Annotated in this window: 23 protein-coding genes and 4 tRNA genes; 5 read left to right on the forward strand and 22 right to left on the reverse strand. The window is 48.2% G+C overall.

The annotated features are described in order from the left end of the window. Nucleotides 1–39: 39 nt before the first annotated feature. Nucleotides 40–735, forward strand: a complete 696-nt coding sequence (locus LHL18_RS10865; RefSeq protein WP_226767099.1) for a transporter substrate-binding domain-containing protein — start codon at nucleotides 40–42, stop codon at nucleotides 733–735. On the opposite strand, the gene LHL18_RS10870 is transcribed toward LHL18_RS10865, so the two are convergent. The 5 genes from LHL18_RS10870 to LHL18_RS10890 all read right to left on the reverse strand — a co-directional run bounded on the left by LHL18_RS10870 (nucleotide 727) and on the right by LHL18_RS10890 (nucleotide 5,701). Beyond that, on the reverse strand, nucleotides 727–1,470 hold the full coding sequence (locus LHL18_RS10870) for an EAL domain-containing protein (RefSeq protein WP_226767329.1): 744 nt from the start codon (nucleotides 1,468–1,470) through the stop codon (nucleotides 727–729). The genes LHL18_RS10865 and LHL18_RS10870 overlap by 9 nt on opposite strands. A gap of 95 nt (nucleotides 1,471–1,565) precedes the next feature. After that, entirely contained in the window at nucleotides 1,566–1,646 is an 81-nt protein-coding gene (locus LHL18_RS19865; RefSeq protein WP_404817935.1) for a hypothetical protein, read from the reverse strand. Between the two features lie 13 nt (nucleotides 1,647–1,659). Further along, complete coding sequence (locus LHL18_RS10880) at nucleotides 1,660–2,121, reverse strand: PAS domain S-box protein (RefSeq protein ID WP_226767100.1); 462 nt, start codon at nucleotides 2,119–2,121, stop codon at nucleotides 1,660–1,662. 477 nt (nucleotides 2,122–2,598) lie between these two features. Next, on the reverse strand, nucleotides 2,599–3,711 hold the full coding sequence (locus tag LHL18_RS10885; RefSeq protein WP_226767101.1) for an HDOD domain-containing protein: 1,113 nt from the start codon (nucleotides 3,709–3,711) through the stop codon (nucleotides 2,599–2,601). Then, nucleotides 3,704–5,701, reverse strand: a complete 1,998-nt coding sequence (locus LHL18_RS10890; protein ID WP_226767102.1) for an EAL domain-containing protein — start codon at nucleotides 5,699–5,701, stop codon at nucleotides 3,704–3,706. Before LHL18_RS10890 ends, LHL18_RS10885 begins: the two co-directional genes overlap by 8 nt. A 314-nt stretch (nucleotides 5,702–6,015) precedes the next feature. Between LHL18_RS10890 and LHL18_RS10895 the strand changes: the two genes are divergently transcribed. Next, entirely contained in the window at nucleotides 6,016–7,344 is a 1,329-nt protein-coding gene (locus tag LHL18_RS10895; RefSeq protein ID WP_226767103.1) for an HD domain-containing phosphohydrolase, read from the forward strand. 22 nt (nucleotides 7,345–7,366) lie between these two features. Here LHL18_RS10895 and LHL18_RS10900 read toward each other — a convergent pair whose 3' ends face one another. The 9 genes from LHL18_RS10900 to dnaQ form a co-directional block, all read right to left on the reverse strand. Then, nucleotides 7,367–8,692 carry a sensor histidine kinase gene (locus tag LHL18_RS10900; RefSeq protein ID WP_226767104.1) on the reverse strand — a complete coding sequence of 442 codons (1,326 nt, stop codon included), beginning with the start codon at nucleotides 8,690–8,692 and terminating at the stop codon, nucleotides 7,367–7,369. A 2-nt stretch (nucleotides 8,693–8,694) separates the two neighbouring features. Continuing rightward, nucleotides 8,695–9,270 (reverse strand): chemotaxis protein CheX, encoded by a 576-nt coding sequence (locus LHL18_RS10905; protein ID WP_226767105.1) that lies wholly within the window; start codon nucleotides 9,268–9,270, stop codon nucleotides 8,695–8,697. Beyond that, nucleotides 9,267–9,632 (reverse strand): response regulator, encoded by a 366-nt coding sequence (locus LHL18_RS10910; protein WP_226767106.1) that lies wholly within the window; start codon nucleotides 9,630–9,632, stop codon nucleotides 9,267–9,269. The genes LHL18_RS10905 and LHL18_RS10910 overlap by 4 nt, the downstream gene beginning before the upstream one ends. A 547-nt stretch (nucleotides 9,633–10,179) precedes the next feature. Further along, nucleotides 10,180–10,256: transfer RNA gene (locus LHL18_RS10915), tRNA-Asp, on the reverse strand. 44 nt (nucleotides 10,257–10,300) lie between these two features. Then, nucleotides 10,301–10,377, reverse strand: a tRNA-Asp gene (locus LHL18_RS10920). Between the two features lie 26 nt (nucleotides 10,378–10,403). Continuing rightward, nucleotides 10,404–10,480, reverse strand: a tRNA-Asp gene (locus LHL18_RS10925). 16 nt (nucleotides 10,481–10,496) lie between these two features. Continuing rightward, nucleotides 10,497–10,573: transfer RNA gene (locus LHL18_RS10930), tRNA-Asp, on the reverse strand. Between the two features lie 108 nt (nucleotides 10,574–10,681). After that, nucleotides 10,682–12,133 carry a TIGR03503 family protein gene (locus tag LHL18_RS10935; RefSeq protein ID WP_226767107.1) on the reverse strand — a complete coding sequence of 484 codons (1,452 nt, stop codon included), beginning with the start codon at nucleotides 12,131–12,133 and terminating at the stop codon, nucleotides 10,682–10,684. After that, entirely contained in the window at nucleotides 12,118–12,822 is a 705-nt protein-coding gene (dnaQ, locus tag LHL18_RS10940) for a DNA polymerase III subunit epsilon (protein ID WP_134056526.1), read from the reverse strand. The genes LHL18_RS10935 and dnaQ overlap by 16 nt, the downstream gene beginning before the upstream one ends. 65 nt (nucleotides 12,823–12,887) lie before the next feature. Here dnaQ and rnhA point away from each other — a divergent pair, with 65 nt between their 5' ends. The 3 genes from rnhA (at nucleotide 12,888) to LHL18_RS10955 (ending at nucleotide 15,296) form a co-directional block, all read left to right on the forward strand. Next, a complete protein-coding gene (gene rnhA, locus LHL18_RS10945) occupies nucleotides 12,888–13,370 on the forward strand; it encodes a ribonuclease HI (RefSeq protein WP_134056528.1) in 483 nt (160 codons plus the stop codon). Between the two features lie 25 nt (nucleotides 13,371–13,395). Further along, on the forward strand, nucleotides 13,396–14,391 hold the full coding sequence (locus LHL18_RS10950; RefSeq protein WP_226767108.1) for an FAD:protein FMN transferase: 996 nt from the start codon (nucleotides 13,396–13,398) through the stop codon (nucleotides 14,389–14,391). 86 nt (nucleotides 14,392–14,477) lie between these two features. After that, complete coding sequence (locus LHL18_RS10955; protein ID WP_226767109.1) at nucleotides 14,478–15,296, forward strand: substrate-binding periplasmic protein; 819 nt, start codon at nucleotides 14,478–14,480, stop codon at nucleotides 15,294–15,296. Here LHL18_RS10955 and LHL18_RS10960 read toward each other — a convergent pair whose 3' ends face one another. The 8 genes from LHL18_RS10960 to LHL18_RS10995 all read right to left on the reverse strand — a co-directional run bounded on the left by LHL18_RS10960 (nucleotide 15,297) and on the right by LHL18_RS10995 (nucleotide 24,097). Then, nucleotides 15,297–16,100 (reverse strand): substrate-binding periplasmic protein, encoded by an 804-nt coding sequence (locus LHL18_RS10960; RefSeq protein ID WP_226767110.1) that lies wholly within the window; start codon nucleotides 16,098–16,100, stop codon nucleotides 15,297–15,299. Between the two features lie 90 nt (nucleotides 16,101–16,190). Next, on the reverse strand, nucleotides 16,191–17,768 hold the full coding sequence (locus LHL18_RS10965) for a general secretion pathway protein GspF (protein ID WP_226767111.1): 1,578 nt from the start codon (nucleotides 17,766–17,768) through the stop codon (nucleotides 16,191–16,193). A gap of 9 nt (nucleotides 17,769–17,777) precedes the next feature. Beyond that, entirely contained in the window at nucleotides 17,778–20,225 is a 2,448-nt protein-coding gene (locus LHL18_RS10970; RefSeq protein WP_226767112.1) for a LamG domain-containing protein, read from the reverse strand. Nucleotides 20,226–20,239: 14 nt separating this feature from the next. Then, a complete protein-coding gene (locus tag LHL18_RS10975; protein WP_226767113.1) occupies nucleotides 20,240–21,436 on the reverse strand; it encodes a hypothetical protein in 1,197 nt (398 codons plus the stop codon). A 22-nt stretch (nucleotides 21,437–21,458) separates the two neighbouring features. Next, complete coding sequence (locus LHL18_RS10980) at nucleotides 21,459–22,412, reverse strand: AgmX/PglI C-terminal domain-containing protein (protein WP_226767114.1); 954 nt, start codon at nucleotides 22,410–22,412, stop codon at nucleotides 21,459–21,461. Beyond that, nucleotides 22,409–22,939, reverse strand: a complete 531-nt coding sequence (locus LHL18_RS10985) for an ExbD/TolR family protein (protein ID WP_134056542.1) — start codon at nucleotides 22,937–22,939, stop codon at nucleotides 22,409–22,411. Before LHL18_RS10985 ends, LHL18_RS10980 begins: the two co-directional genes overlap by 4 nt. Next, the gene (locus LHL18_RS10990) at nucleotides 22,936–23,454 is read right to left on the reverse strand and encodes a biopolymer transporter ExbD (protein ID WP_134056544.1); all 519 of its coding nucleotides are present in this window, start codon (nucleotides 23,452–23,454) and stop codon (nucleotides 22,936–22,938) included. The genes LHL18_RS10985 and LHL18_RS10990 overlap by 4 nt, the downstream gene beginning before the upstream one ends. Then, the gene (locus LHL18_RS10995) at nucleotides 23,438–24,097 is read right to left on the reverse strand and encodes a MotA/TolQ/ExbB proton channel family protein (protein WP_134056546.1); all 660 of its coding nucleotides are present in this window, start codon (nucleotides 24,095–24,097) and stop codon (nucleotides 23,438–23,440) included. Before LHL18_RS10995 ends, LHL18_RS10990 begins: the two co-directional genes overlap by 17 nt. Between the last annotated feature and the right edge of the window lie 4 nt (nucleotides 24,098–24,101).

Below are 24,101 nucleotides of genomic sequence, written 5' to 3' on the forward strand. Positions count from 1 at the left end.
TAAGCTACTATATCAGCGTGTAATTAAGCAGGTGCTGATATGCGATTTTTCGTGCTGGTATTGTTTGCCGTGAGTGCAGTAGCCCAAGCTTCTGCTGACGAAATACGCCTGGGTGTACATAACTTTCCACCCTATTTTGTATCGACAGGCAACGGCCACTGCGGCGGGGAAGCCGTAGAGCTTACGCGCAGTATTTTGCAAACCGACAGCCTTACCGTGCGGACGGTTTGTGCCACGCCGGCCCGTTTATACAAAATGCTGCAAAGCGGTGAAGTGGATTTAACCATCAATATCAAGCAAACCCAGGCATTACCAGCAGATGTCAGCTTTGTTGCCCCACCCTATGTGCAGTTGTCTTTAGTGTTGCTGACGCACGGCGCGGCCGTAGCGCGGGAAAAACAACCAACAATAGCGGCAATCCGTGGTTTTGATTACCATGGCCAGCGTCAGCAACTTAGTGACAGTGGTTACAGTTTTATTGACCTGCCAGACAGCATCAGTGCAGTAGAGATGTTTATCAAAGGCCGCAGCAGTGCGTTACTGACCTATGAAGCACCGTTTAACTATTACCTGCAACAACAGGCGCTGCCCTTTGCCAGCCATTATCAGCGCCGCCTGCTCGATACCATAGACGCCTATTATGTGGTATCCCCTCAGTCAAAGCACCTGGGCTATATCAGCACAACCTTAAATCATTATGCAGAAACTGAGCAACTGAGCTACTTTTCACACTGAGCCGTCGGACTGCTGGGTTAAACTCTGCTCAATTTCAGCCAGACCAGCAGGCCTGGCAAAGAAAAAGCCCTGGCCAAACTCACAGCCAAGTTCAGTCAAAAGTTCATGCTGCTGTTGCGTTTCAATACCTTCTGCAATTACGGCAACCTCAAGTGCCTGCGCCATTGTCAGCATGGCTTTAACCAGACCGAGATTTTTCCCTTGCTCCAGGTGTTGAATAAAAGCACGGTCTATTTTGATAAAGTCTATCGGTAAGGTTGTCAGATAAGATAACAATGAGTAACCGGTACCAAAATCATCAATCGCGACTTTGATACCGGCACTGCGACAGGCTGACAGGTTGTCCTGAATTGTCGGCGAGTCATCCATGACCACGCCTTCAGTAATTTCCAATTGTAAGCAGTCCGCTCGCAACCCCAGCTTGCTAAGTTTGGCTTCAATAAAGTTGTACAGCGCAGGGTCAGAGAAATGTTTGGCAGTGATATTTACTGCTACCGGTTTTGGCTGCAAGCCCATACTCTGCCAGCTCTTGATCTGATTAAGTACTGTTTTAATTACCCAGCAATCCAGTGCTTTGCCAAGGTTGACGCTTTCTGCCACCGCCACGAAAATATCCGGTGGTACTGTGCCAAGTTCGCTGTCATGCCAACGTAACAACGCTTCGTAGCCAATCAGGCTCTGATTGGTCAGCTGATATTTCGGCTGCAGTACCAGCTGCAGTTTGTCTTGCTCCAGCGCACGTCGCGGCCTATACCAATGATCTTGGCGGGCCCGCCACTTTTATAGTTTTGTATAATAGCCATCATGCTGCCGGGCGTGAGCCTGCGTCATCAACATGCTGATATTTTGCCAATCACTTCCTGTTTGTTGTAGCCAAATAACAGCTCGGCACCACGGTTGAAGGTTTGCACAATCCCCCATTCATCAATAGATGATAATGCCGTCGACTACAGCTTCAAGCAACGCATCCTGTATTGAACGTAAGCGGCGGTGAGCTTTAACGCTGGCCTGATAAGCCGTTAAGTCATGACAGATGCCGACGAAATAGCGGGCATTATCCGTATTGGCTTCGCCAACCGATAAATGCATCGGAAAAACGCTGCCGTCTTTACGCTTGCCCTGAACATCACGCCCTATGCCGATAATTTTTGCGCTTTGGCCGTGGCTGACATAGTTAGCCAGGTAAGTATCATGCTCACTGTGAAAAGGCTCAGGCATTAACATGCGCACGTTGTGGCCGAGACACTCGGCAGCACTGTAACCAAACAGCGTCTCAGCTGACGGAGAAAAAAAACAGATCTGGCCGCGCTGATTAATCACAATGATGGCGTCAACCGCGGAATTGACTATAGCATCCTGCAGCTGACTTAGCTCAAAAGTATCCATACCGGGTGTAACCTTGTTGTTATCAGCAAGAACAACACTTATGCATCTAAGCTGCTATTTATTGACAAGAGTTACAACTTTAGAAGTGAAGTTCCCTTTTTTCCAGACAAATCATTTAAATAATTGCTCAGACTGTTGCTAGAGCAGGAATAGACGTTAAATTTCAAACCGATATTCATGTAACCTGTAAAAAGTTCGTATAACATAAACTGACGGCTTTAATATGCAGCTTGGTTTAATACTAAACGGACTATAGTTATTCACTACGACAATTATATCGAAGCAAGGCATATTTCCCGACTATAGGGACCTAACAACTGACGTAAAGCATCTGACTATTTTGATTAACCATAATTTCGCCCCTAGGGATGTGTATAGCACTATAAACCTGGTCATATAAATACAATTGTACGTTTATATTTCTATAAATAATTGAATTTATCCGGAGGATGGAGAGATTGTTTTACTTAGAATGTATTACAACTCTTGTAACTGTTGTCTTAATTGTGGGTCAGAAAATAAATCCAGCACGTTCGGTGGGATCTTACCATTGTTCTCCGCAGCACATTTAGCTAGAAATAACAGCAACGAAAGGTTTTGCCTTGAATATACCCAGTTTGGCGCTGCACTCCATAACAATGTTTGACATACCTGCTCACTGTAGCCCCATGAAGTAAGAAAGTATGCCGAAACTGCTGCTGTCAGTTTATATCTAGGCCAATCAGCAAAAGTATTAGCATACTTACCTTGCCAAATACTGGTTGATATCACCAATTCACCAATAGCAGATAACAATGCTGTCGCAAATAACTCCTCTTGCACACCTTTGCTTAGATCCAGTAATTCACCAAGCCGTTTTGTATATGATGCAACACTGAATGCATGCTCATTTATTCTAATATGTTCAGCTCTCTCCAGTAGCGCTGCCGTTGCCTGTTCAACAGCTATTGCAGATATAATATTACACGTCAACCTAACGCCCAAACGCTTTACTGCTTCTTCAATCGATAATGTCGATTTATTAAAACCAAAAAACGCAGAGTTAGATAGTTGTAGTATACGAGCGACAATGAGCGGATCATGTGAAATAACAGCGATAATATCAGACACCCTAAATTTATCATTCTCCAATATCACTCTAACTTGTTTAACCAAATCAGGTTGAGGTAACAAAGATGAGCTAGCAATTAATATTTCACGAACAGAGTTCGAAAATGGCAATGCATGTATTCGTTCAATACAAGTAAATAAATATACTATATCTTGCTCATTAAATGGCTTACTTAATATAAAGTGAGCTATTTTACCTGAAGTTAAGATAACCTCTTCAGTTGGGTCGCCGGTTAGCAGAGCTCTGATTGCCGATGGTTGCGTTTGAGACACCTCTGCAAGCACTTTTACACCATTCATGTTAGGCATCTGATAATCGCATATCACCAGATCCAACTTTATTTGTTCAGTTAACAACTTATTCCAGCGACTTGCGTCCTGCTCAGCCAAAAAATTCCACTCAGGTTTTAGTCGTTTTGCCATACGTTGTAACGCGTGTAGCATAGAACTATCATCATCTATGAAAAGGACATTAAACATTTTCAGCACCTTGATTAACCAGAGTTAGTCCAATGTTGGGCTGAGATAGGAATTTGACATAATTCTGTTCGGATAAGGGCTTAGATATATAGTAACCTTGGATAAGGTCGGCTCCCATTCTATTAACTATATCCAATTGCGCGGTAGTTTCTACACCTTCCACAACCACTTCTAAATGAAGGTCATGTGCCAATCGAATCACATTTGCTAACACACTCTGAGTACTTATATTACAGTCCAAATCAGTGACCATAGAGCGATCAACCTTCAACACATTAACTGGGAGCTTGTATAAATAACTCAATGAAGAATACCCAGTGCCAAAATCATCTATTGCGATACTGATACCCAACTCAGCCAACGCTTTTAATTTTGCGATGCAATCATCGAAATTATCTAATAAAAAAGTTTCTGTAAGTTCAAACTCTAATTGCTCCGGAAGCACACCAGTCTGCGTTATATTATGCTCTACCCAGTGTAAAAAGTTTTGCTCCATTAATTGTCGGCCCGAAATATTTATTGCCATTTTCCCAACATTGAGGCCTTGGTCACGCCAGGCTGAAAGCGTCTTAAAAACATTTCTTAATACCCAGTAGCCAATATCTATAATTTGACCATGTTGCTCCGCTAACGGAATAAATAATGATGGCGACACCATGCCGAAATCAGGATGTCGCCAACGCAGCAACGCTTCACCACCTGACACACTATTCTTCAATAAATCGAATTTGGGCTGATAACACAAAAACAGCTGTTTATCTCTGATCACGTGATGCAAGGCCTGACTGAGTGATAACTGATACCTCTTACGCTCTACTGCCTGCCTGTCATATCGAATAAACATACGCACTGAGCTTTCAGCTATCATCACATTGCCCAACAACAAATTATTTAGTATTGCTCTTGGTTCATTTCCATCTTCTGGCATTAAACAATAATTTACTGCAAAATCCACTACTCGTTTTGCCATATTGCAATGCTGCCTAACATAGTCAAGTATCTCTGAGATCTGTTTTATCACCTGCATTTCGCTGCATAAGTTAGGAAAACACATAACAAACTGTTCATTAGCAAGAAACGCTAAACTTCCCACCTTGTTGACAGCCGTGAGAAGTTGTTCAGCCACTAACTCAAGAGCACATTCAGCTTCGTTATAACCAAGAATGCTGCTCCACATATCGAAGCTTCTTACTTTCAGAGCGACTAAAGTTACTGAGGAACGAGCTTCAATTTGACGTTCAATCAAGGACACTAGTTGTCGATAGTCCAGCAAGGTCGGGAGATCAAATATTGTATTTATTAATGCGCCGACAGCTACGGGTTCTAATAAAAGCACCACACCGGTGGGCCCTTCCAACTGGCAGCTAACTTCCAGTTCAATGCTATTCCATAGAGTCAATGGCACGCTATCGCCATTCATATATGAAACTACGGCGACTTTCTCTTTATCATGCGCCTCTACAAAATCACTCAAAAATTTTCCGTTTATGTCTTCGGCACGCCCTAGTAGTTTTTTAGCGTGAGGATTGGCACATAAAATTTGTCCGCTTGACGATAGTTCGATAAAGGCATCAGTACTATCAAACATCATTTTTTGTGTTTGCTTTTGAAAATAGTGTTGTTCGTAGTGTTGAAAGGCAAGCTCAATTTCAGCCAACAGCTCATCTTCACGCCACGGCTTTTCCAGGAACTTGAATGCGGTCCCCGCGTTGAGCAATGTCCTAACTGAGGAAAAATCGGCATAACCGCTGATAACAAGTGCCACAATGTCTGGGTATTGGCGACGTACTAACGCCAGCAAAGCTGCTCCATCATTATCTGGCATTCTGAAATCAGTCAGTATCACTTTACATGCATAAGTTTTCAGAATAGCAAGCGCTTTTTCAGCGCTATTTGCAGTTTTTATGGTGTAGCCATTTCGAATCAGCAACCGAGAAAGAGCATTGAGAACTCCCACTTCATCATCAACAATCAGTAAAGATCTCTCCATTTACCCATCCTCACCTTAATCAAGTAAAAGGCTAACCCAATGAGAAAACTTCTACGCTCAATTAATTTACTATTAGCACAACTCTAACTCTGTTGCTAAAACTTTAAGATTTAAATTCAATAATTCTTCAAGTCGTACAGATTTGTCCCTAAAGACCTGATATCAGATTTGCGAAGCATTTGGAATACGTTACACAGTACCACCCGACCTTGCACTGTAAACAAAGCACATAGGCGGTTTTCTGTCGACAAACTTGATTAGTTATTGGGTATAACATATTTTTAAAAAACAGCATAAATGCAAAAGGTTATAGAATGCCTGCTCTACCTGAAAACACTAAACCACGGCTCCTATGTGTTGATGACGAAAGCAGCATCCTGAAGTCATTGCAGCGACTTTTTCATGCGACCGAAGCTGATATATTAACGGCTAGCAGCGGAGCGGAAGCACTGGAGTTGATGCATCAGTACAGAGTTAATGTAATTATTACCGACATGCGCATGCCAAATATGACAGGTGCAGAGTTTTTAGCTTTGGCAGCACAACGTCAACCAGACGCTTACCGCATTTTAATGACAGGGTATGCTGACCTTTCTTCTACGATACAAGCTGTAAATCTTGGTAAAATTCATCGTTATATCCAAAAACCTTGGGACAATCGGGAGCTAATGACAGCAGTGGAAGAAGGCCTGTCGTTATATCATCTGGTAAGACAAAATAAAGTACTAACAGCTAAAGTCGCAATACAAAATAAACAGCTCAAAGAGCTAAATCATTCTTTGGAAGAAATTGTCCAGCGCCGAACTATCCAGCTCAGAAATACGTTGACTAAGTATAAAGATCTGGCGGCACAACGCGAAAAAGAAGAAGCTGCCACATTGGAAGTGCTTTACAACATTATCAGTAGTTATCCTCCATTAAGTGGCGAGCTTGCTCAGAAAATAAGTACTACCTGTGAAAGTATTGCGAAAGTTATGAAGTTACCGGCCGAACAAATAAATTTTGTAACGAAAGCGGGACTGTTCTGTGAGATTGGCAAAATTGCTCTACCGCTTAACATTATCCAGACTTCGTACTCAAGACTGGATGGCAGTGAACGTCGGCAATTCAACGAACACCCGCAATTTGCGGAAGAAATTCTGCTTCCAGCCCAGCACCTGAGTGATATGGCGCTCATTATAACTAACCAGTTAGAGCGTTTTAATGGGGGAGGAGAACCAGCCCAAAAAGTTGGTTTAGACATACCTCTTGGTTCAAGAATTCTGGCAGCTGCAAGAGATTTCTGGTTGTTGGTTGAAGGACGACTGGATGGAAAAAAAATGACTCTTAGGCAAGCATTTGATGTAATAAAATTACAGCAAGGCAGCAATTATGATCCTGATGTTGTCAAGGCATTGATGACAATTGTTATCAATAATGAACTGGACCTAGTACGAACATTACAACATGGTAAAGATGTAGCTCAGCTCAGAGTTGGGATGAAGTTAAAGCAAAATCTTTATAACCATAATCATATATTATTACTACCTAACGGCCATGTTCTGACTGAAAAATCTTTAGGTAAGTTAGTAGAATATCAAAACAGGCACAAAGAAGTGTTGTATGTCACTGTAGAAACATTCGATACAACTAACACAGAATAATTGGTACCCTTCGCAAGGCATCTCATGGTTGGAAAGAGGCGGCGTCTGCCGCCTGATCTAGCTGATAATCTTCCGGTGCCAGAAATGGCAGCTGTAACGTAAAACAGCTGCCCTCATTAAGCGTAGATTCTACTAATATCTCACCCTTATGTTTTTTTATAATGCTATACGATAATGACAGACCAAGCCCTGTTCCCTGCCCCACGGGTTTTGTTGTAAAAAACGGCTCAAATATTTTTCGTAAATTGTCCGGGGCAATGCCCGAACCGGTGTCCCGAATAGCAACGTAAAGCATCTCTTTTGTTGCAGAAACATCAATAAATATATCGCCTTTATTTTCGATAGCCTGAGCAGAATTAACCAATAAGTTAAGAAATACTTGATTCAACTGCATGGGCTGACAATATAACTTTGGTAAGTTCTCCTGATAGTTACAGTGCATTGTGGCTTTATATTTAATCTGGTTAACAGCTATTTTTAGCGTGTTCTCAAGACCTTCAACGATATCCGCAAACTGCCATTCACTATTGTCGACATGAGAAAATAACTTTAAATTCTTAACTATGACAGCTACTCGCTCTAACCCATCTATTGATTCTCTAATTAACTCGGGTAAATCACTACTGACAAACACATACTGCTGGCGTTGCAACATGTCTTTTTCCAAGGCTAAATATGTTGGGTTATTAATTTTTTGTATCAATTTACGATAAAAATGAATCATCTTAAATAATTTAGCATTATAGTCTTGCAAACTCTGCAAGTTAGAACTGACGAAGCCTACCGGATTATTAATCTCATGAGCCACACCAGCAGCTAACTGACCAATAGCCGCCATCTTCTCTGATTGAAGTAGCTGGTTCTGAGCTGCTTCAAGTTTTTTATTAAGTTCAGTTAGCGCTTTGTGTTCTTGCTCTAATTCTTCAGACAACGCTCTCTGCGCTCGGTAATAACTGGCTAACTCTGTCACATCCTGAACGACCACGCATACAGTTTCGACACTATCATGGAGAATATCGAGAGGAAAAAACTCAATGTTTTGATACATTAGTGTTTCTTCACCTGTAATAGGCCGACTGCTACTAAAATTAAATACATGTGGTTTATGCTCCCAATACGAAAAACTAGCATTATTCAGTACAAACACGCTATTAATTTTCTTAGCCAAATATTTTGCGGCTTCTGGATATAAGTCTAAAAGATTCTTATTATAAACATCACCACCAACATGACGTAAACGATCTGTAAAAAAATCATTCAAGTAGACAATCTGGTACTCTTTATTTACAACGCAAATACCAAGAGGTAAACGAGAGGTCAGTTTTTGCAGCAAAACTTGGTGACTCATAATCACTCCAACAATTGCTGCAAAGTTGCCAAAAGAGTCTGTACTGAAGCCTCCTCAAGACAAATTACTATTTTTGAATCAAAATGACTGGCTTCAACTTTAAACTCTACCTCCATTATTAGTGTACTCGCCCAGCGGTACTGCTCCACACGCAGCGCCGCAGGCATAAATATTGTAGGCATACTTAACTTAGCCTTTAAAGATAACTGCTCAGCGAATCCCGCCAAGCAAGCCCCGGCAAGGATATTAGCCAACTCTAACAACAATTCATTCAGAGTATCTTGCGTTAGTGGTAGATCGTAGTCCATTAGCAGTGCTATGGCGTCGCAACCGTCTTTAGATAAGATTGCAACGACCTCACCTTTGATAGCACCGAGAAATGATTGTCGAGTGTACCAAACAGTTCTTTTTGTCAACATAGCCAAAAATTTATGCGGTGTAACAGCACTTATTTTAGGTATAGACAGTGTAATTTTTGCAGATATCAAACGAGCAAGCGCGTTGGCCGCTTGGCCCATAGAAATATTCATTAGTTCTTGTAAAGCGTCGCGTTGCTCCTCGGATAGTAAGGTATTCATATTAATCCCACTTCAAACAATACTTCTCTTAATTGTTCTGATTGAAGTGGTTTCTGCAAAAATCTAAAAGCTCCCAATGAATCAACTAACCTCTTGGCTTCAGGTTGAATATCAGCACTGATAACTATTACAACGGTTTTAGTATGATGTTCATGTAAATATTTTAATACACCAAAGCCATCCAGTTCAGGCATAGTCAAGTCAAGAAACAATACTTCAGCCTTACCGGACTCTACAGCCGCTAACGCTTGCTTGCCATCACAAGCCTCTGTAATATCGACTTCCCATTCTATCGGAAATGCCCGTCGGACAGCTTTTCGCGACATCAAAGAGTCATCTGCAATAGTCACTGGTATAGGCATGTAGCCCCCAATTAACATTAATGTTTAGTTTTTCTCATATTAGACGCTTTTCACTTGCCGTCAATATTTAGCAAAACACAAGATGCAGCCAACTCTAGTGCATGCGACTACTAATTAAATCATTCTTCAGTCAATGTTGTTAATAGCTAAGCGCGATGACTTTGGCTGCAACCATTGCAACTTTTCACAAGATAGAACGGCGAAATCATTGACAGAAAAGGTAGCTGAACTGCTATCGGTCCTCTGCTTCAAAAAAGGCTAACACACTACCTGTTTATATAACTCCGCCGACAGGATTAAAATCTGTAAAATGACAGGCAGGCTAAGCTGATATTGGAATGCAACCTACTGAGCTGCAGCGCAAGGACAAACTATGAAAAGCAAAAAAAATCGCAAGATACTGACTTACCGTACCAAAGCCTCCAGAGCTTAAACCCGCGAACATTGTGGCGTATGGCACGACAAGCTGGCTAAACTCTTAACAGAAAGCGATCGACTGAACTACCACTGCTAAAAAAACAAAAACCAGCAAAATGCTGGCGTAAAGTGGCGGAGCGGACGGGACTCGAACCCGCGACCCCCGGCGTGACAGGCCGGTATTCTAACCGACTGAACTACCGCTCCGCGCTGGAGTGATGAGCTTATGCTCAAATGGTGACTTACTGAAGTGGCGGAGCGGACGGGACTCGAACCCGCGACCCCCGGCGTGACAGGCCGGTATTCTAACCGACTGAACTACCGCTCCGGATCAGGAAGCTTAATTCGATACATTGGCGGAGCGGACGGGACTCGAACCCGCGACCCCCGGCGTGACAGGCCGGTATTCTAACCGACTGAACTACCGCTCCGGTGTGTATCGAAAATTGGCGGAGCGGACGGGACTCGAACCCGCGACCCCCGGCGTGACAGGCCGGTATTCTAACCGACTGAACTACCGCTCCGCACCAATTACACTACAGAATTTCATTTGGGTATCCTGCAGTGCGGCGGGAATGATACGGATTAGCCGATAGGCCGTCAACACCTTTTTTGCCGCTTTTGCCTAATCCTTAATCATCCGGTAAAGTCAGGTCGAGAATGTCATCCATATCGTTGTTTTTTTGTGCATTTGCGCTATTTTTCTCAGCAACATCCTTGGCTGGCTTGCCCGCTGTTGCCTCCGATGCCTGAGCTGGCTCTTTTTTACGCCAGAACATCAGATCAGCAACCTTACGATCTGTCATGACAAACCAAATCGCAAAACCGCCACCGACTAAGATAACCAGATTAATACTTATCACCAGCCCCCACGGGAATTCCGGTTCAGGCTCAGCCTGCTCAGCCGCAATTTCATCTTTAATACTTTGTGGCAGTTCCTCCAGTACCGGAGCTTCAAACACCGGCCGGTTTACCACAAAACTGATCTCGGGCAGGTTCAGCATAAATTCGCGACCATCCTGCATAGCACCGTAGGCTGAAACATCCAGGATGTAACTGCCATGGCCACGGTTGTGCAGCTCTAATTGCCGTGGTGTCATACCCGGTTCGTTTAGCGCAAAGTCTTCCACCTCGCCGTTGGGGTAGCGTACCCGCCCCTGCAGTAATACCGACGCTTTATTGACGCTGTCATCAGTGATCCGAAACAGCACCTGATGCGGTTGTGCCGGCTGTTCCGGCTTTAATTCATCAGCCGCTGGGGCAGCGGTAATATCGGCAATTATCGGCGCGGGTTTAAGCACAACGGGCGGCTGTTCCACTTCCCGCGTGTATAAAGGTGTACGCACGACATATTTAGGTATCCATTCTCCGGCGACAAACCTTAGCTGAAATTCACCGGTAAACACGCCGTCGCGGGCTCGCTCGTCGTAGCCTTTCCCATCATCGCGAAAATGTGCCACCTGCACGACACCACGGCCGAAATTGTCATAATCTGCATTGTTGGTGCTGACAAAAATCACTTCCAGCGCCAGAACCTCGCGAAAATCTTTCGCATTAATAGGCTCTTCACCATTGGTTAAACGGGCGGTTATTTTTACGGTTTCACCGACTAGCAGGTTATCAGGTAAGGGATCAACGCTAAGTTTTATGTCGGTCAGTACCATAATGCGGCTATTCGGCAGCAATTTACCAATCGCTTGCCACGGCCCCGGAGTGGGGTTTTTAATCTGGATCAGGTCATAGCTACTGGCATCATGCCAGCGTACCTGTTGCTGCTCTGCGGTATTAAAATGAATTTTACTGCCGTCTGGCCGCACCAGCACGACGGAGGCCGAACCGCGTTTTCGAAACAATAGCAGTGTGATTTCGTCAACATTGTCGTCAATGCGAAACCTGTTATCAAACAGTGGGATCTGGTTTTTGGTTGGCAGGTCTTCCAATAACGCAAAGCCGCTGCTAAAGGGGCTTTCGTCTTCTTCTGAACCGGCTTTGGGAGATTGCAGTAAATCGGTGCTCGCTATTGTATCGGCATTGAATACTGCGCAACCAAGCAACAGACATACTACTGTTATCCATTTCGCCACAGGCAACTGCCTCCTTTTTTCTGCACTAAGTCCAACCTGGTTTCATGGGCTGCCAGCTCAGCATCTGTTGCCCGCAGCACTTTAAGCCGGCCACTACGCTGTATTACTGCCGGGCCTGACTGGCCATCCGTGCCGTCCTGCTCGTTCGCCAGATTAAGACTGACCTGACCACCTGTCATCAACAGATATACATCTGCCAGAATTTCCGCGTCGAGCAAAGCGCCGTGCAAAGTACGGTGACTGTTATTAATGTCGTAACGCCGGCACAATGCATCCAGATTATTCTTCTGGCCAGGATGCAGTTCGCGTGCCAGCATAAGAGTGTCAAGAATAGTACAGTACTGCTCTACCGGCGGCAGCACAGGATGCAGCATAGAAAATTCGTGATTAATAAAGCCAACGTCGAACGCGGCGTTATGGATCACCAGCTCTGCTCCCTGAATATAGTCGTAAAAACTTTTGGCGATATCACGAAACTTAGGTTCATGCGCCAACCGTTCATTGGTAATACCGTGCACTGCCACAGCCTCAGCGTCAATAATTCGCTCCGGGTTAATATAGACATGGAAGTTGTTACCAGTAAAACGCCGGTTAATCAGTTCAACACAGCCAATTTCAATGATACGGTGACCATCTTTAGGGTTAATACCTGTGGTTTCAGTGTCGAGAATAAGTTGTCTTTTCGCCATTGTCGTTTCGCTTTTTACTGCACTTGGGGTAGATTATACGCCGTTTGGGTTTGAGGAAAGGCTTTATGCGTAAAACTGTTGCAATCTACACCGATGGCTCTTGCCTGGGCAATCCGGGCCCGGGTGGCTACGGTGTGGTGCTGAAATATAAGCAGCACTGTAAAGAGCTAAGCGGCGGTTTTCGTTTAACCACCAATAACCGTATGGAACTGCTGGCCGCTATCGTTGCGCTGGAAACATTGAAAGACAGCTGCGATGTTGACCTGACAACTGACAGCCAGTATGTGCGCCTTGGTATTACCCAGTGGCTTGCAGGCTGGAAACGCAACAACTGGAAAACCAGCCAGAAACAGCCGGTTAAGAATCAGGATTTATGGCAGCGGCTGGATCTGGCAAGCCAGGCTCACAACGTCAGCTGGCATTGGGTGAAGGGCCATGCCGGCCATCCGGAGAATGAACGCTGCGATGTCCTGGCCCGCACAGCGGCTGAAGCTAAACCTTCGGCTGTCGACCTGCCATTTGAACAAAGCCAGAGCACTGAAGCTTAGCCACAACGTAACAGGCAGCCCAATTATGGCAAGATACACCGTATTTTTTCACACCATCAGCCGTTTTGGCGGGCTATGTTTGCTGAGCTTACTGTGGTTTTCGGCCAGCGCGCAGGCACAGTGGCACCGGCAGGCTTTTCAGACGCTCGGCACCCAAGCCTATATCGAGTTGTGGTGTGAAGACGCCAGCCAGGCTTCTGATTTAATTAATCAGGTGCAGGCCGAGTTTGAGCGGATTAATCAGCTGATGAGCCCCTATATCAACAGCAGCGAACTCAGCCAGCTTAATCTGCTGGCAGCGCAACGTCCAGTGCAGGTATCTGCTGAGTTGTATCAGCTGCTTAAGCAAGCCAAACTTATCTCCAACCTGAGCCAGGGCGCTTTTGACATTACTTTTGCCTCAGTCGGCTTCTACTATGACTACCGTGCCCATAAAAAGCCCGATGCCAGTCAGCTACAACGAGCCCGGCAATACGTTAATTACCAGAGCATTGAATTGCTGCCAGACAATAAAGTGCATTTTGCCCGCGACGGTGTAAAGATTGATTTAGGCGGCATTGCCAAAGGTTATGCGGTTGAGCGCGGCATTAATCTGCTGGCACAGCAGGGTATTTTGCATGGACAGTTAACCGCTGGCGGCGATAGCCGTTTACTGGGAGATAAACGCGGTAAACCCTGGCTGGTGGGCATAAAACACCCGCGACAGGAAGATAAGTACGCCGCAACATTACCATTGGCGAACAGCGCTATCAGCACATCTGGCGATTATGAACGCTACTTTATTGAAGACGGAGTGCGTTACCATCATATAATAGATCCGAAAACCGGCTTAAGTGCCAGCGGGCTATTCAGCGTGTCCGTACTCGGGCCAGATACTACCCAGACCGATGCACTTTCAACCACACTATTTGTGCTGGGCTTGCAACATGGCATGGAGCTGATCGAGCAGATTGATAATTATGAAGCCATTTTTATCGATGCTGACAGGAAGATGCATTTCTCCAGTGGCCTTGGCCAGTAACCCTGTTAAAGTTCAGCTGTGCATCCGGGAAAATATCAGGTAGATTCTGTATTATTGGTTTAAGTCGGGCTGTGCCAGAGTACATTATGCGATCATGGCATTTACTGTTAACCAGCGCCCTGTTGTTATCAGGCGCTGCAGTACCTTTAGCTGCGGTAGCTGAAGAACAAGCCTGCACACTGCGTATGTCCGCCGAAACCGACTTCCCGCCACACCTGATTAAACAGAATGATAATTGGACCGGCCTTAGCGTCGAACTGATGCAGCGCCTGGCCGATGAAGTACATTGTAAACTCGAATTCATTAACAGCCCCTGGCTCAGGGCTTTACAACAAAGTGAGCAAGGACAGCTGGACGTACTCAGCCATTTGTCATTCAGTGAGCAGCGAAAAGGCCAGTTTGCTTTTATCGGGCCTCATCACATAGAGGCAATTTATCTGGTAGGCGATCCGGCTACCTTACCTGCCAGCAGCCAGTTATCGGATCTGATTGATAAAGTCGATTATGGCCGCATTGCCGTGTTACATGGTGCTTATTATGGCGAGGACTTTGCCCGGTTAAGCCGGCAACCCGCGGTACAGCGTCAACTGGTGGAGATCAGCAGCATTCAGGATAAACTGGCACTGCTACGCGCAGGTCGCGTCAATGCGATCCTTGAAGATATCAGCGTGCTACACTACTGGCAACGGCATCACTACCCTGACGCTGACAAGTATCAGCCACTATTAAAAGTATATCAAAGCCCGGTGTATTTCGGTTTCAGTAAAACCTCGTTACCCGCATCAACACTGACTACGCTGGCAGAAGCCTGGCAGAAACTTTACCGGCAGGGCGACCTGGCGGCGATTTATCAGAAGTACCAGATCAGTAATTACGCTGAACTTATTCCGGCGTCAATTCTATAGCTATCGTTCGGGTATAATGGACGCAGGCTCCGGCAGCTGCCAGCGGTATTCTGCTAACTGATAGGTTTGTAAAATGGCTTGTAAAGTACCTTCTGCGTATAATTTTTGCCATGCCTGCTCTAATTGTTTTAACTGAATCACACTTAACGTTTTGCGGTTAAAACCAAAAAATACCGGGCTCTGATACACCGGAAACAACGGCACATAAGCAGCCGTTGGCAGCTCAGACTGCTTTTTCCAGTAATGATAAGCCGCTATATCTTCCAACACGCCATGCACACGGCCATTAAGCAGCAGTGCTTGCTTATCCTCATTGCCGCGGATAAACACAAAACGGGTGCGGTTTTTCGCATCGTTCAGCACGGATTCCAGCTCTTCGCCGTAGTAAGCGCCATTTAACAGCGCAATAATGCCCGAGGTGCCGGCTTTTCTCAGCTGCGAAACCGAACTTAAACCGGAAAACGCCTGCGGCAGCCCGACCAGATAAATCTTTTCCAGCTGATGTGGGCCAATAAAAGCGAAGCTCTTGCTGCGCTCATCGTTGTAACTTAAGTGGCTAAGGACATCCAACTCCCCCTGTTCGATAAGCCGCAGCGACCTTAACCAGGGGCTATGAATAAACTCCAGCTCACAACCAATTTCCTGCGCCAAGCGCTGCAACAGCTCGACATTGACGCCTCGCCAGCTATTGTCTTGCTGAATAATATAGGGCGCAAAGCTGGTTTCTATTCCCATCCGCAGCACACAGCTATATGAAGGTAAACTAAGTAATAAACACGCTACGTAAAACGTCAGATAATGCATGCGTTAACTGCTTCTGCTGAACCCGTTCATTCTACTATAAATGCTGTTAATACTTTTTGCCGCTGTGGATGCATAAATTCTGTTTATGCATCAGACGATAGGCGCAAATGCTGTTAAGCGGTCAAGACTGGCTGCATTACCAAGGCCATGAAACGGTGCGACCTCGGCAAGCCGGCCCTGCTCACCATGCAGCGCCAAATAGTTCAGCAGCACAGTTTGCACCAGCAGGTTAACGTTATTTGCCGACGCGGCTGAGCCGGTTTCGACCGATGCATCCGGGCGCATAAAGCCAATTTGCTGATGCCTGGCTTGCTCTGCCGCCGATCCGCCCAGTAATGCAGGACGGCCATTCGGGCTATAAACCAGCATATAAGATGCCGCAGTGGACGAATTATCGCCAGTCCACTCGCCTTTGCCACGGCCAGCTTCTGAGTCATCAATACGACCATTACTGGCAACCGAGCCATCGCTGTATACATATACCATCAGTGGCTGGTTCATTCGGGCGGCGTATTCAAGACAGGCACCTATGCAGCGCCCGGCTCGCAAGTCTCTGAGCTCGCCGGTGCCGCGCTCACCGGTATGATAGTCATAACCGCCTATGGTTACCGAGCCAGCGCCAGCAAAGCCATTGACCACCAGTTTCATCACTGACGCCGTTTTACGAAATTCTGCATCGTCATTGAATTCCTGTGCGGAGAAAATACCGGCGGCGCCGACGATATCAGGATCAGCGGCAGGGTCTAACGTCGCAGGGTTACCAAAGCGGTCGGCCAAATCAGCACTTTTTACATAGCCGCAGCGAATAAGATCTTTAATCACATCGTCGCGGCTGATATTGGTATTAACCCGGCCAAGCTTACTGTCACTGATACGCTGCACTGACTCCATCACGGCAACGGCATCGCTCTGGTTTAGCAAACCAAACAAATCCCCCACATCCACTAAACCGGTCACATCACCGGGCCGATCGATTTTTGTCGGCCTAAGCTCGGGGTTATAAAACTCGGCCGGCGTCATTGAGTTGGCACCTGAGTCGGAGTTACGCGAGCCAATCAGCGGCATTAACGAGCCATTGGCGCCGGCTTTAGCGATGGCGAACATCGGATTATGCGGATTATTACCGGTATCGTTTTCGGACCGCGATGGCAGAACCGCACCATTGGTCATCGCCTGTGTGGCCAAGCTGGTACGCTCTAAAATACCAGCCAGCATTTGCGAGTCACTGTGAAAAGCCAATCCCAGCTGGTTGTTGATAAAGCCGGCAGCCGGGTCGGCAGCATTGACAGCCGTCGGTACCTGATCAGCAGGTAAACCCAGCTTGCTGTAGCCTTGCACTGACAGAAAATCGAGTTGACCACCAGCACCACCTACCAGCACATTGGAACCGGCGATATTGGCACCACCGGCCAGATCAAAGCAGATAAACGGAATTTTACCGGCGCCCTGCACATTAATGCCGCACAGCTGTTTCAGCGCTTCTAAATCGGGCGATAGCTGGGCATGTGCCTTATTCGGGTTGGCAAAAAGCCCCAGTACTGAACCACTGGTCAGCACGGCTGCACCATAGCTTAAACCACAGGCAATAAAATCGCGGCGGCTAACCGGCTTGCTGTGGCAGGCATGCAGTAATGGGCTATCGGGGTGCAGCGGTTGCTTTCTTTTCATTTTCATCTCCTACTGCAACAAAAGTTCTGCACTGGCCAGCACTGCGGTGCAAGCTGCTTTGGCAATAGTGCGGCTGCGATCGCTGCTACAGCTGCCGTTACAGCTGCTTAGCCGGTTGATCAGCGCATCCAGCTCGGTCTCTGCATCAGCGCGTAGTACAGAGTTTTGCGGTGATAAAGGTATCAGCCTGTCGAGCAATGGCTGGATAAAAGCAGGCCGGTTGGCCATGCTGTACGTCACGCCCGGGCTGGCATTAAAATCAACACCACTGAACCAGTTTTGACGAATAGCGCTGTCTTCTATCGCGGCATTGCAGTAGGCAATGGCCAGTTGGGTGATGGCCATTTGCTGCGCCGACACAAAGGTATCGACAGTATCTGCTGAGGGCAGCTGGCGCTGAATGGTCTGGTAAACCTGGGCCACGGCCGCTTGTTGCTGTGCAACCCCGGTCAGCGCACTCATACTGGCATGCACTTCAGCAAAGGTTTTAAGGCCGATATCACTGCTTTGACTACCGGAGGCAATAATACTTTGTACCGGTACGCTGATGCCGGTACGCACGTTCTGCCGCTCACCAATGCGGCCAAAAGACAAAAAGAATTCATCGGACGCGGCGCCAAGCTCTGCTCCTATGATGGTACCCTGGGTTGACAGCACAGCGCCGGTATCCAGTGCAGTACCAGAAGCCAGCTCAAACTGTTGCTTCAGCCAGGCCTGGCCGGTTAGTGCTTCTTTGCCATTAATGCCAATCGCCATATCGCTTATCGTCAAGCTTTGTGGCAGCGCCCGCCCTTCCAGATTAACCAGATAAGGTGCATTAAACAGGTAGGAGTAATTATCAAACTGCGCGACTTCAAACACGATATAGCTATCGGCTAAATCGATCAGCTCACCTATGCTAAACAGCAGATAAAATTTCTGGCCTACGCCCACTTCATAGTTTTGCCGGATTTGAGCTGCGCTTAGCGCTTTATTATGAATAGCCAGTAAACGGATACTGCCCTGCCACTGCCGGTTGCCATTGGCTTCGTTGCCGATGATCAGCGCATAGGTATCATCCCAGTTGCGAATAGCATCAGCAGCTGAGCGCACGCCGGTATCATTGCCGTTGACATAAATACGCTGGCCGTTTACCGGGTCTTGTGTCAATACCACATGCTGCAACGTTGCCTGCAGCACTTCATCAGCATCGGGCGTGCTGAGCGCCGGCATACCAGCGAAATCACTGCCGCTGCGACGCAGTAAAAAGTCATAGTTGTACTGGGTCTGGCCCAGCGTAACGTTGCGCTCAGTACTGCTGCCAGCATAGCTGACAATGGCGGCAGGGCCTTCCTGCACCACATTGGCCGGCACGACCCAGGCTTCGACGGTCATTTCACCGGTAGCACTTATCAGCTGCGCCAGCTTAGCGCTGTTTTGCGTGCTGGCTTGCGCCCGGCCACTGTTAATCTGTAGTCCCCAGCCGGTTACCCAGCTAATATCGCCTTGCAGGCTTAAATTAGCCGCCGGTTCAACCCCGGAGGTGTCATAGGCAATAACGCCGCTGCCGGTTTTAAACTGATAAAACGCTATCTGGTTGGCTTCAAAGCGGCCGCCACTGGAGGCCACGACACCATCGCCCAGCCGCAAGGCTTTGGACGGTACCAGAGCCGGATCCAGTTCGGTTAGCTCGACACTGTCCGCTATTTGCCTGATGGCAGCGAGCATCGTCGCAGCATCGCTGTCACAGCTGGACCAGCAGTTATGAAACTCGCCACCAAGCCGGGCAACAAAGCGCGAGAGCTCAGGTTGATCCAGATTCAGTAACTTGCGGCTGGCGTCATAAGCGGCGCTCAGATCACTGCCGGCAAAAAACGGCGCTTGCGGCTGCGCAGCATCAGGTGCATGGCAGTTAACACAAAACTGGCGCAGCAGCGGGTATACCGTGTTACCAAACAGCGCTGGCGATTCAGGTAAGGCTTTACTGGCGCCGGGCTCACGTATTGGTGGTGCCACTAGTGTTACTGTAGCGCTTTCGGTTTCGCTGCTATTGGCCCAGTTACGGATCCACTGCGTTAGTGTATCAGCACAGGCAGTATCGCTGGCTAACCAACAGTTATGGCCGCCGGCAATTTTACTGACCAGAGCCGACTGCGCCGGATCGGCCAGATTAACCAGAGGTACCGCGGCGGCGTAAGCCAGATTAATATCATCATTACGCACAAACGCCGGTGCGGTATTGCCCTGCACATGGCAGGCACCACAACGGTTGTTAGCGGCAATATTATCCCACAGTGTCAGTTTAAACAGCTGAATATCGGCGGTTTGCGGCGCCGGACCGTTGTAGTTGGTATTATCTTCCTGCACCGGCGGCGGTGGGTTCTGCTCTACTTCGGCGCCGCCGCAACCGGCCAGCACAAGGGCACCCAGCAGCAACAACGCTTTGAACAACATTTTTGCTGTTAACACAGTTTGCATAGAAAACCGCATCTTTAGTCTCCCATACAGTAGGTGGCGGTATCGGCAAATACCTGTTTCAATACATAGCCTGTGGCACGGAAACTGTCGGTAATGCTGTGCAGCGCATTAACATCAGACAGGCTTTGCGGTTCTCGCAGGCACACAGCCCGGAATACCTTTTTCACCTGACACTGGGCAAAAACGGTGGTGTTTGCCAGCTCCTCGCCCAGGCTTTTTGCACCACTGCCGCTGCCTGGTAAGCTATTATCCCAACCTAATGCCTGGTTCTGGCCTTCTCGCCAGTAATTAACCCAGCTATCGTCCGGTGTGCGGTAACCATAAGGGAAACTACCGGCGTTAATATGGTACTTGGGCTGCACCCGGCTTTGCGTAGTGGCATTCTGGGTACCACTTTGCTGATAAAAAATGCGGCCATTACTGCCATCTTCATCGCTAAACTGGTAGTCATAATATGCAAAGGCCTGCGCCATAGGATCCATACCGGCATGGCAGCCGACACAGCGGTTATTAAAAATACGGCTGTCACCACCCGGGCTGCGGCTGACATCCTGCCGGATGCGTCCGGTTGGCATGGTAATATCCTGTAGCGGCTCTAAATCCGTACACAACTGGTTCATCAGTGTAAAACGGAACATGGCGCGGTTAGTGCCAAGATAAAAAAAGGCTTTAGCCGCCGCCCGGCTCGTCATCACACCGGCCGCCGCCTCAGCTGGAATATTGTTCAGGCTGCTTTGCGAGCGGGGTTCAAGATACTGTGCTAAATCAACCGCCTGACGCTCCAGCGCCAGATAGTGTTCATTATTGTTACTCTGATAGGGCGGTAATCCCAGGCTGTCTGCACCGACATACAACACATCCGTTTGCAGGATCTGCCGAAAATCCACCCCATCGCGCACCAACCCAATCACCGTAGCGCTATAGTCATTCAGCGGCTCAAACACATCCTGCTCACGGTTAGTGGCGACAGAGGCAAATAGCTTCAGCGTTGTGCGATAAAAATCCGGATGCTGCATCGCCAGCTCTGCAGCAGCAGATGCATTGCCCGCATCAATCAGAGCCTGCATCTGACTTAATGTCACAGCGTCGGCCGGCACACCGGCAATACGCTCATGCAGCCGCTTGGCCTGTTCCAGTGACCCGGCCTGAGCACTGGCTGCCAGCAACACTGCGCTGACGCTCAACGCTCTAATAAAGGCTAAATAATGCATCTACACCACCTCCGGCTGATTATCAGCCCGGTAAAAACTCGACTGTCCACTGCGAACGGGTTAACGCCACCGGCTCAGCACCAAAATCGACCGAGCGTAATCTCAGCATCAGCTGACGCTCCAGCTTGGTATCGTTTAATTCGCTGCGCACTATGTTGACTTCAGCCAGACTGCCGTCGGCATTAATCACCAACTCAAACACCACCTTACCTTTCAGTAACGGATTGGCGCGAAGCGCCCGGCTGTACAGGGTGTATAAGCTGCTTTTATTTGCTTCCAGTATGCGCCTGATTGCCGCCTCTGAGCGCCCCTGTGGCCCACTGCTATTGGCATCAGCGCGACTGTCATTGCGGCTTTGGCCAGTGCTTTCACCGCGACCGGTAGATGACAGCCCTTTCATCTCGGTCTCTGCCAGCGCAGTCGTGCCGGTGTCTGCCAGTTCAGAACGGGCAATATCACCGGCGACCGCTGCCGCTTCACGGCTGGCAAACTTTTTGTCTGCCTCATTGCGCAGCAATTTACGATCTACCTGAGTCGCCTGTTGCTCGCCGCGGCTTTTCACACTCGGCGCCGTATTATTAAGCTGAAAACTCTGCCTGAGCTCGGCTAAATCATCCCGCATCGCCAGCAACCCGGCTTGTTGTGCCTGCTCTCTGGCCCGTTGTGGATCTGGCTTTACCGGTTCGGCGACAGCCGCCACCGGCTCAGGCTTGGGTTCTGGCTTAGGCTGCTCTATCACCTGCTGCTCTACCGGCTCTGGTTCAGGCGGCGGTGGCGCTTTGCGCTGCTCCAGTACCACTTTTGCCAGCTGCGGTGGCAGCTGTTCCATCACCTCACGGCTGGGTTCCGGTACTTTCAACGCCGGCACCAGCACTGCAAAAATCAGCCATAAGGCAAAGCCAAGCCACAACAAACGGTAAAAGCGTTTATCTTCAAACTGCCAGCTGTCAGCTTGGTTAATCGCCAGCGTGGTCATGATGCCCCCTCTGGCGCTGCCGCAGCGGTTGTCGCTTCAACGGCCAGCGATAAATCGCGGTACTCAGTTGCGGCGCAGATTGCCATCAACTGGCGCAGCACGGCGTAAGGTGTTGCCGCGTCGCCAAGAATGGTCAGAGCCCGGCCTTGTTGCTGCTGCTCTTGCGCTAACGGGCCAGCGCGCTCAGCCAGATAGGTCAGCTCAGCCGTCAGCGCCTGTGTCAGATCTTCCAGCCAGACATCGCTATCTTGCTGCCAGTCGCCCTGCCATACCGGCTTACCCTGCACCAGCACGCCGTTGGCAGTAATGGTCAGCATGACTTTTTCGCTCGGCAGTTGCTCTGATACAGAGCGCGGCAGGCTGATGTCTTTATTGCTTTGCAGCACTTTGACTTCAGACTGGTTTACCATCAGAAAGAACACCAGGATGGTAAAAATGTCCATCAGAGCAACCAGGTTCAGCTTACCTGCCTGCGCCAGACGTTGGTTTTGCCGGTCGAGCCGCTTGGCACGAAATGACATTTTCATTGTCCGGCCTCCTGCTGCGGCAGCTGCCCAAGCGAAATCTGCGGGAACAGTTCAGCATCTACCACCTGGGCGGCCACTACGGCTTTAAACGAGCGCACTGTGTCCATCGCCGTCACCAGTGTCTGGTAATCCAGCTCGTCCGGCGCCAGCAAGGTGATATCCTGCTTTTCTATTTGTTTTTGTGAAAAGGTCAGCTTCAGGTCCTGCAAAAACAGGCTTAGCGCGGCGAAATCGAGTTTGCCGTCGTCAGTCAGTTCAAATACCCGCAGCGGTTCGCCGGCCGGATAATTCAGCCGCAGACGATCGGCATGAATTTCCAGCTCCAGTTGCTGTGGTTGTTCCTGCTCCTGCTGCAGTTGCTGCTCAGTCAAAGGCGGTAGCTGAATATTCAACACCCGGATCTGGGCAAACACCAGGCTGAGTAACAATACCGGCACCAGCACGATCATCAGGTTCATAAAGGACGTGATGTCCAGCTCAGCGTCGGCCAGAGGAACTTTACGCCGCTTTATCATCCGAACCACCATCTGCTTGCTTGGCAATACTGTTCATCAGCTTAATACCGACCATTTCCATGGTGTCGATAATACTGGCGGTTTTGCCCTGTAGCAGCGCATGCACAAATACCAATGGAATAGCGGTGATCAAACCAAAAGCAGTCGTGTTCATCGCCACCGAAATACTGGACGACAGCAAGCTGGCTTTCTCTGACGGATCGGCATTGGCCACGGCCGAAAATGCCGCGATAAGCCCCATAATGGTACCGAGTAAGCCGAGCAAGGTTGCCACGTTAGCCAGCGTGGCCAGAAACGGTGTGCGCTTTTGCAGTCGCAGGCTGTATTCCAGTACCACTTCTTCCATTGCATATTCCATGTCCTCGCGACGCGAAGATGAACGCAGCCGGTTGACACCACTGGCCAGCATTGCCAGTAGCGGAGCGCTGCTGCTTTCGGCCAGCTGCAGAATACGCCGGGTGTCAGCCTGCGCTACCGCCGGTTGCACCTGCGCCATAGCCCGCTGGTTTACCGCATAGACTGAGCGCAGAAACCACCAGCGTTCAACGGCAATCACGATGCCAAGCACCAGGATAAAGGCAATAGGGTAGATAAATACGCCGCCTTCCTGTAAAAACCGTACGATGCCGTTTATAAAATCCATGAAA

Origin of the sequence: Rheinheimera aquimaris, from assembly GCF_020531985.1 — a bacterium.
Classification (GTDB): Bacteria; Pseudomonadota; Gammaproteobacteria; order Enterobacterales; family Alteromonadaceae; genus Alishewanella; species Alishewanella aquimaris.

Bases quoted from the DNA above. Each gene is read 5' to 3' on its own strand.
- LHL18_RS10865 (WP_226767099.1), top strand. From the start codon at position 40: ATGCGATTTTTCGTGCTGGTATTGTTTGCCGTGAGTGCAGTAGCCCAA.
- LHL18_RS10880 (WP_226767100.1), bottom strand. From the start codon at position 2,121: ATGGATACTTTTGAGCTAAGTCAGCTGCAGGATGCTATAGTCAATTCC.
- LHL18_RS10885 (WP_226767101.1), bottom strand. From the start codon at position 3,711: ATGTTTAATGTCCTTTTCATAGATGATGATAGTTCTATGCTACACGCG.
- LHL18_RS10890 (WP_226767102.1), bottom strand. From the start codon at position 5,701: ATGGAGAGATCTTTACTGATTGTTGATGATGAAGTGGGAGTTCTCAAT.
- LHL18_RS10895 (WP_226767103.1), top strand. From the start codon at position 6,016: ATGCCTGCTCTACCTGAAAACACTAAACCACGGCTCCTATGTGTTGAT.
- LHL18_RS10900 (WP_226767104.1), bottom strand. From the start codon at position 8,692: ATGAGTCACCAAGTTTTGCTGCAAAAACTGACCTCTCGTTTACCTCTT.
- LHL18_RS10905 (WP_226767105.1), bottom strand. From the start codon at position 9,270: ATGAATACCTTACTATCCGAGGAGCAACGCGACGCTTTACAAGAACTA.
- LHL18_RS10910 (WP_226767106.1), bottom strand. From the start codon at position 9,632: ATGCCTATACCAGTGACTATTGCAGATGACTCTTTGATGTCGCGAAAA.
- dnaQ (WP_134056526.1), bottom strand. From the start codon at position 12,822: ATGGCGAAAAGACAACTTATTCTCGACACTGAAACCACAGGTATTAAC.
- rnhA (WP_134056528.1), top strand. From the start codon at position 12,888: ATGCGTAAAACTGTTGCAATCTACACCGATGGCTCTTGCCTGGGCAAT.
- LHL18_RS10950 (WP_226767108.1), top strand. From the start codon at position 13,396: ATGGCAAGATACACCGTATTTTTTCACACCATCAGCCGTTTTGGCGGG.
- LHL18_RS10955 (WP_226767109.1), top strand. From the start codon at position 14,478: ATGCGATCATGGCATTTACTGTTAACCAGCGCCCTGTTGTTATCAGGC.
- LHL18_RS10960 (WP_226767110.1), bottom strand. From the start codon at position 16,100: ATGCATTATCTGACGTTTTACGTAGCGTGTTTATTACTTAGTTTACCT.
- LHL18_RS10965 (WP_226767111.1), bottom strand. From the start codon at position 17,768: ATGAAAAGAAAGCAACCGCTGCACCCCGATAGCCCATTACTGCATGCC.
- LHL18_RS10970 (WP_226767112.1), bottom strand. From the start codon at position 20,225: ATGCAAACTGTGTTAACAGCAAAAATGTTGTTCAAAGCGTTGTTGCTG.
- LHL18_RS10975 (WP_226767113.1), bottom strand. From the start codon at position 21,436: ATGCATTATTTAGCCTTTATTAGAGCGTTGAGCGTCAGCGCAGTGTTG.
- LHL18_RS10980 (WP_226767114.1), bottom strand. From the start codon at position 22,412: ATGACCACGCTGGCGATTAACCAAGCTGACAGCTGGCAGTTTGAAGAT.
- LHL18_RS10985 (WP_134056542.1), bottom strand. From the start codon at position 22,939: ATGAAAATGTCATTTCGTGCCAAGCGGCTCGACCGGCAAAACCAACGT.
- LHL18_RS10990 (WP_134056544.1), bottom strand. From the start codon at position 23,454: ATGATAAAGCGGCGTAAAGTTCCTCTGGCCGACGCTGAGCTGGACATC.
- LHL18_RS10995 (WP_134056546.1), bottom strand. From the start codon at position 24,097: ATGGATTTTATAAACGGCATCGTACGGTTTTTACAGGAAGGCGGCGTA.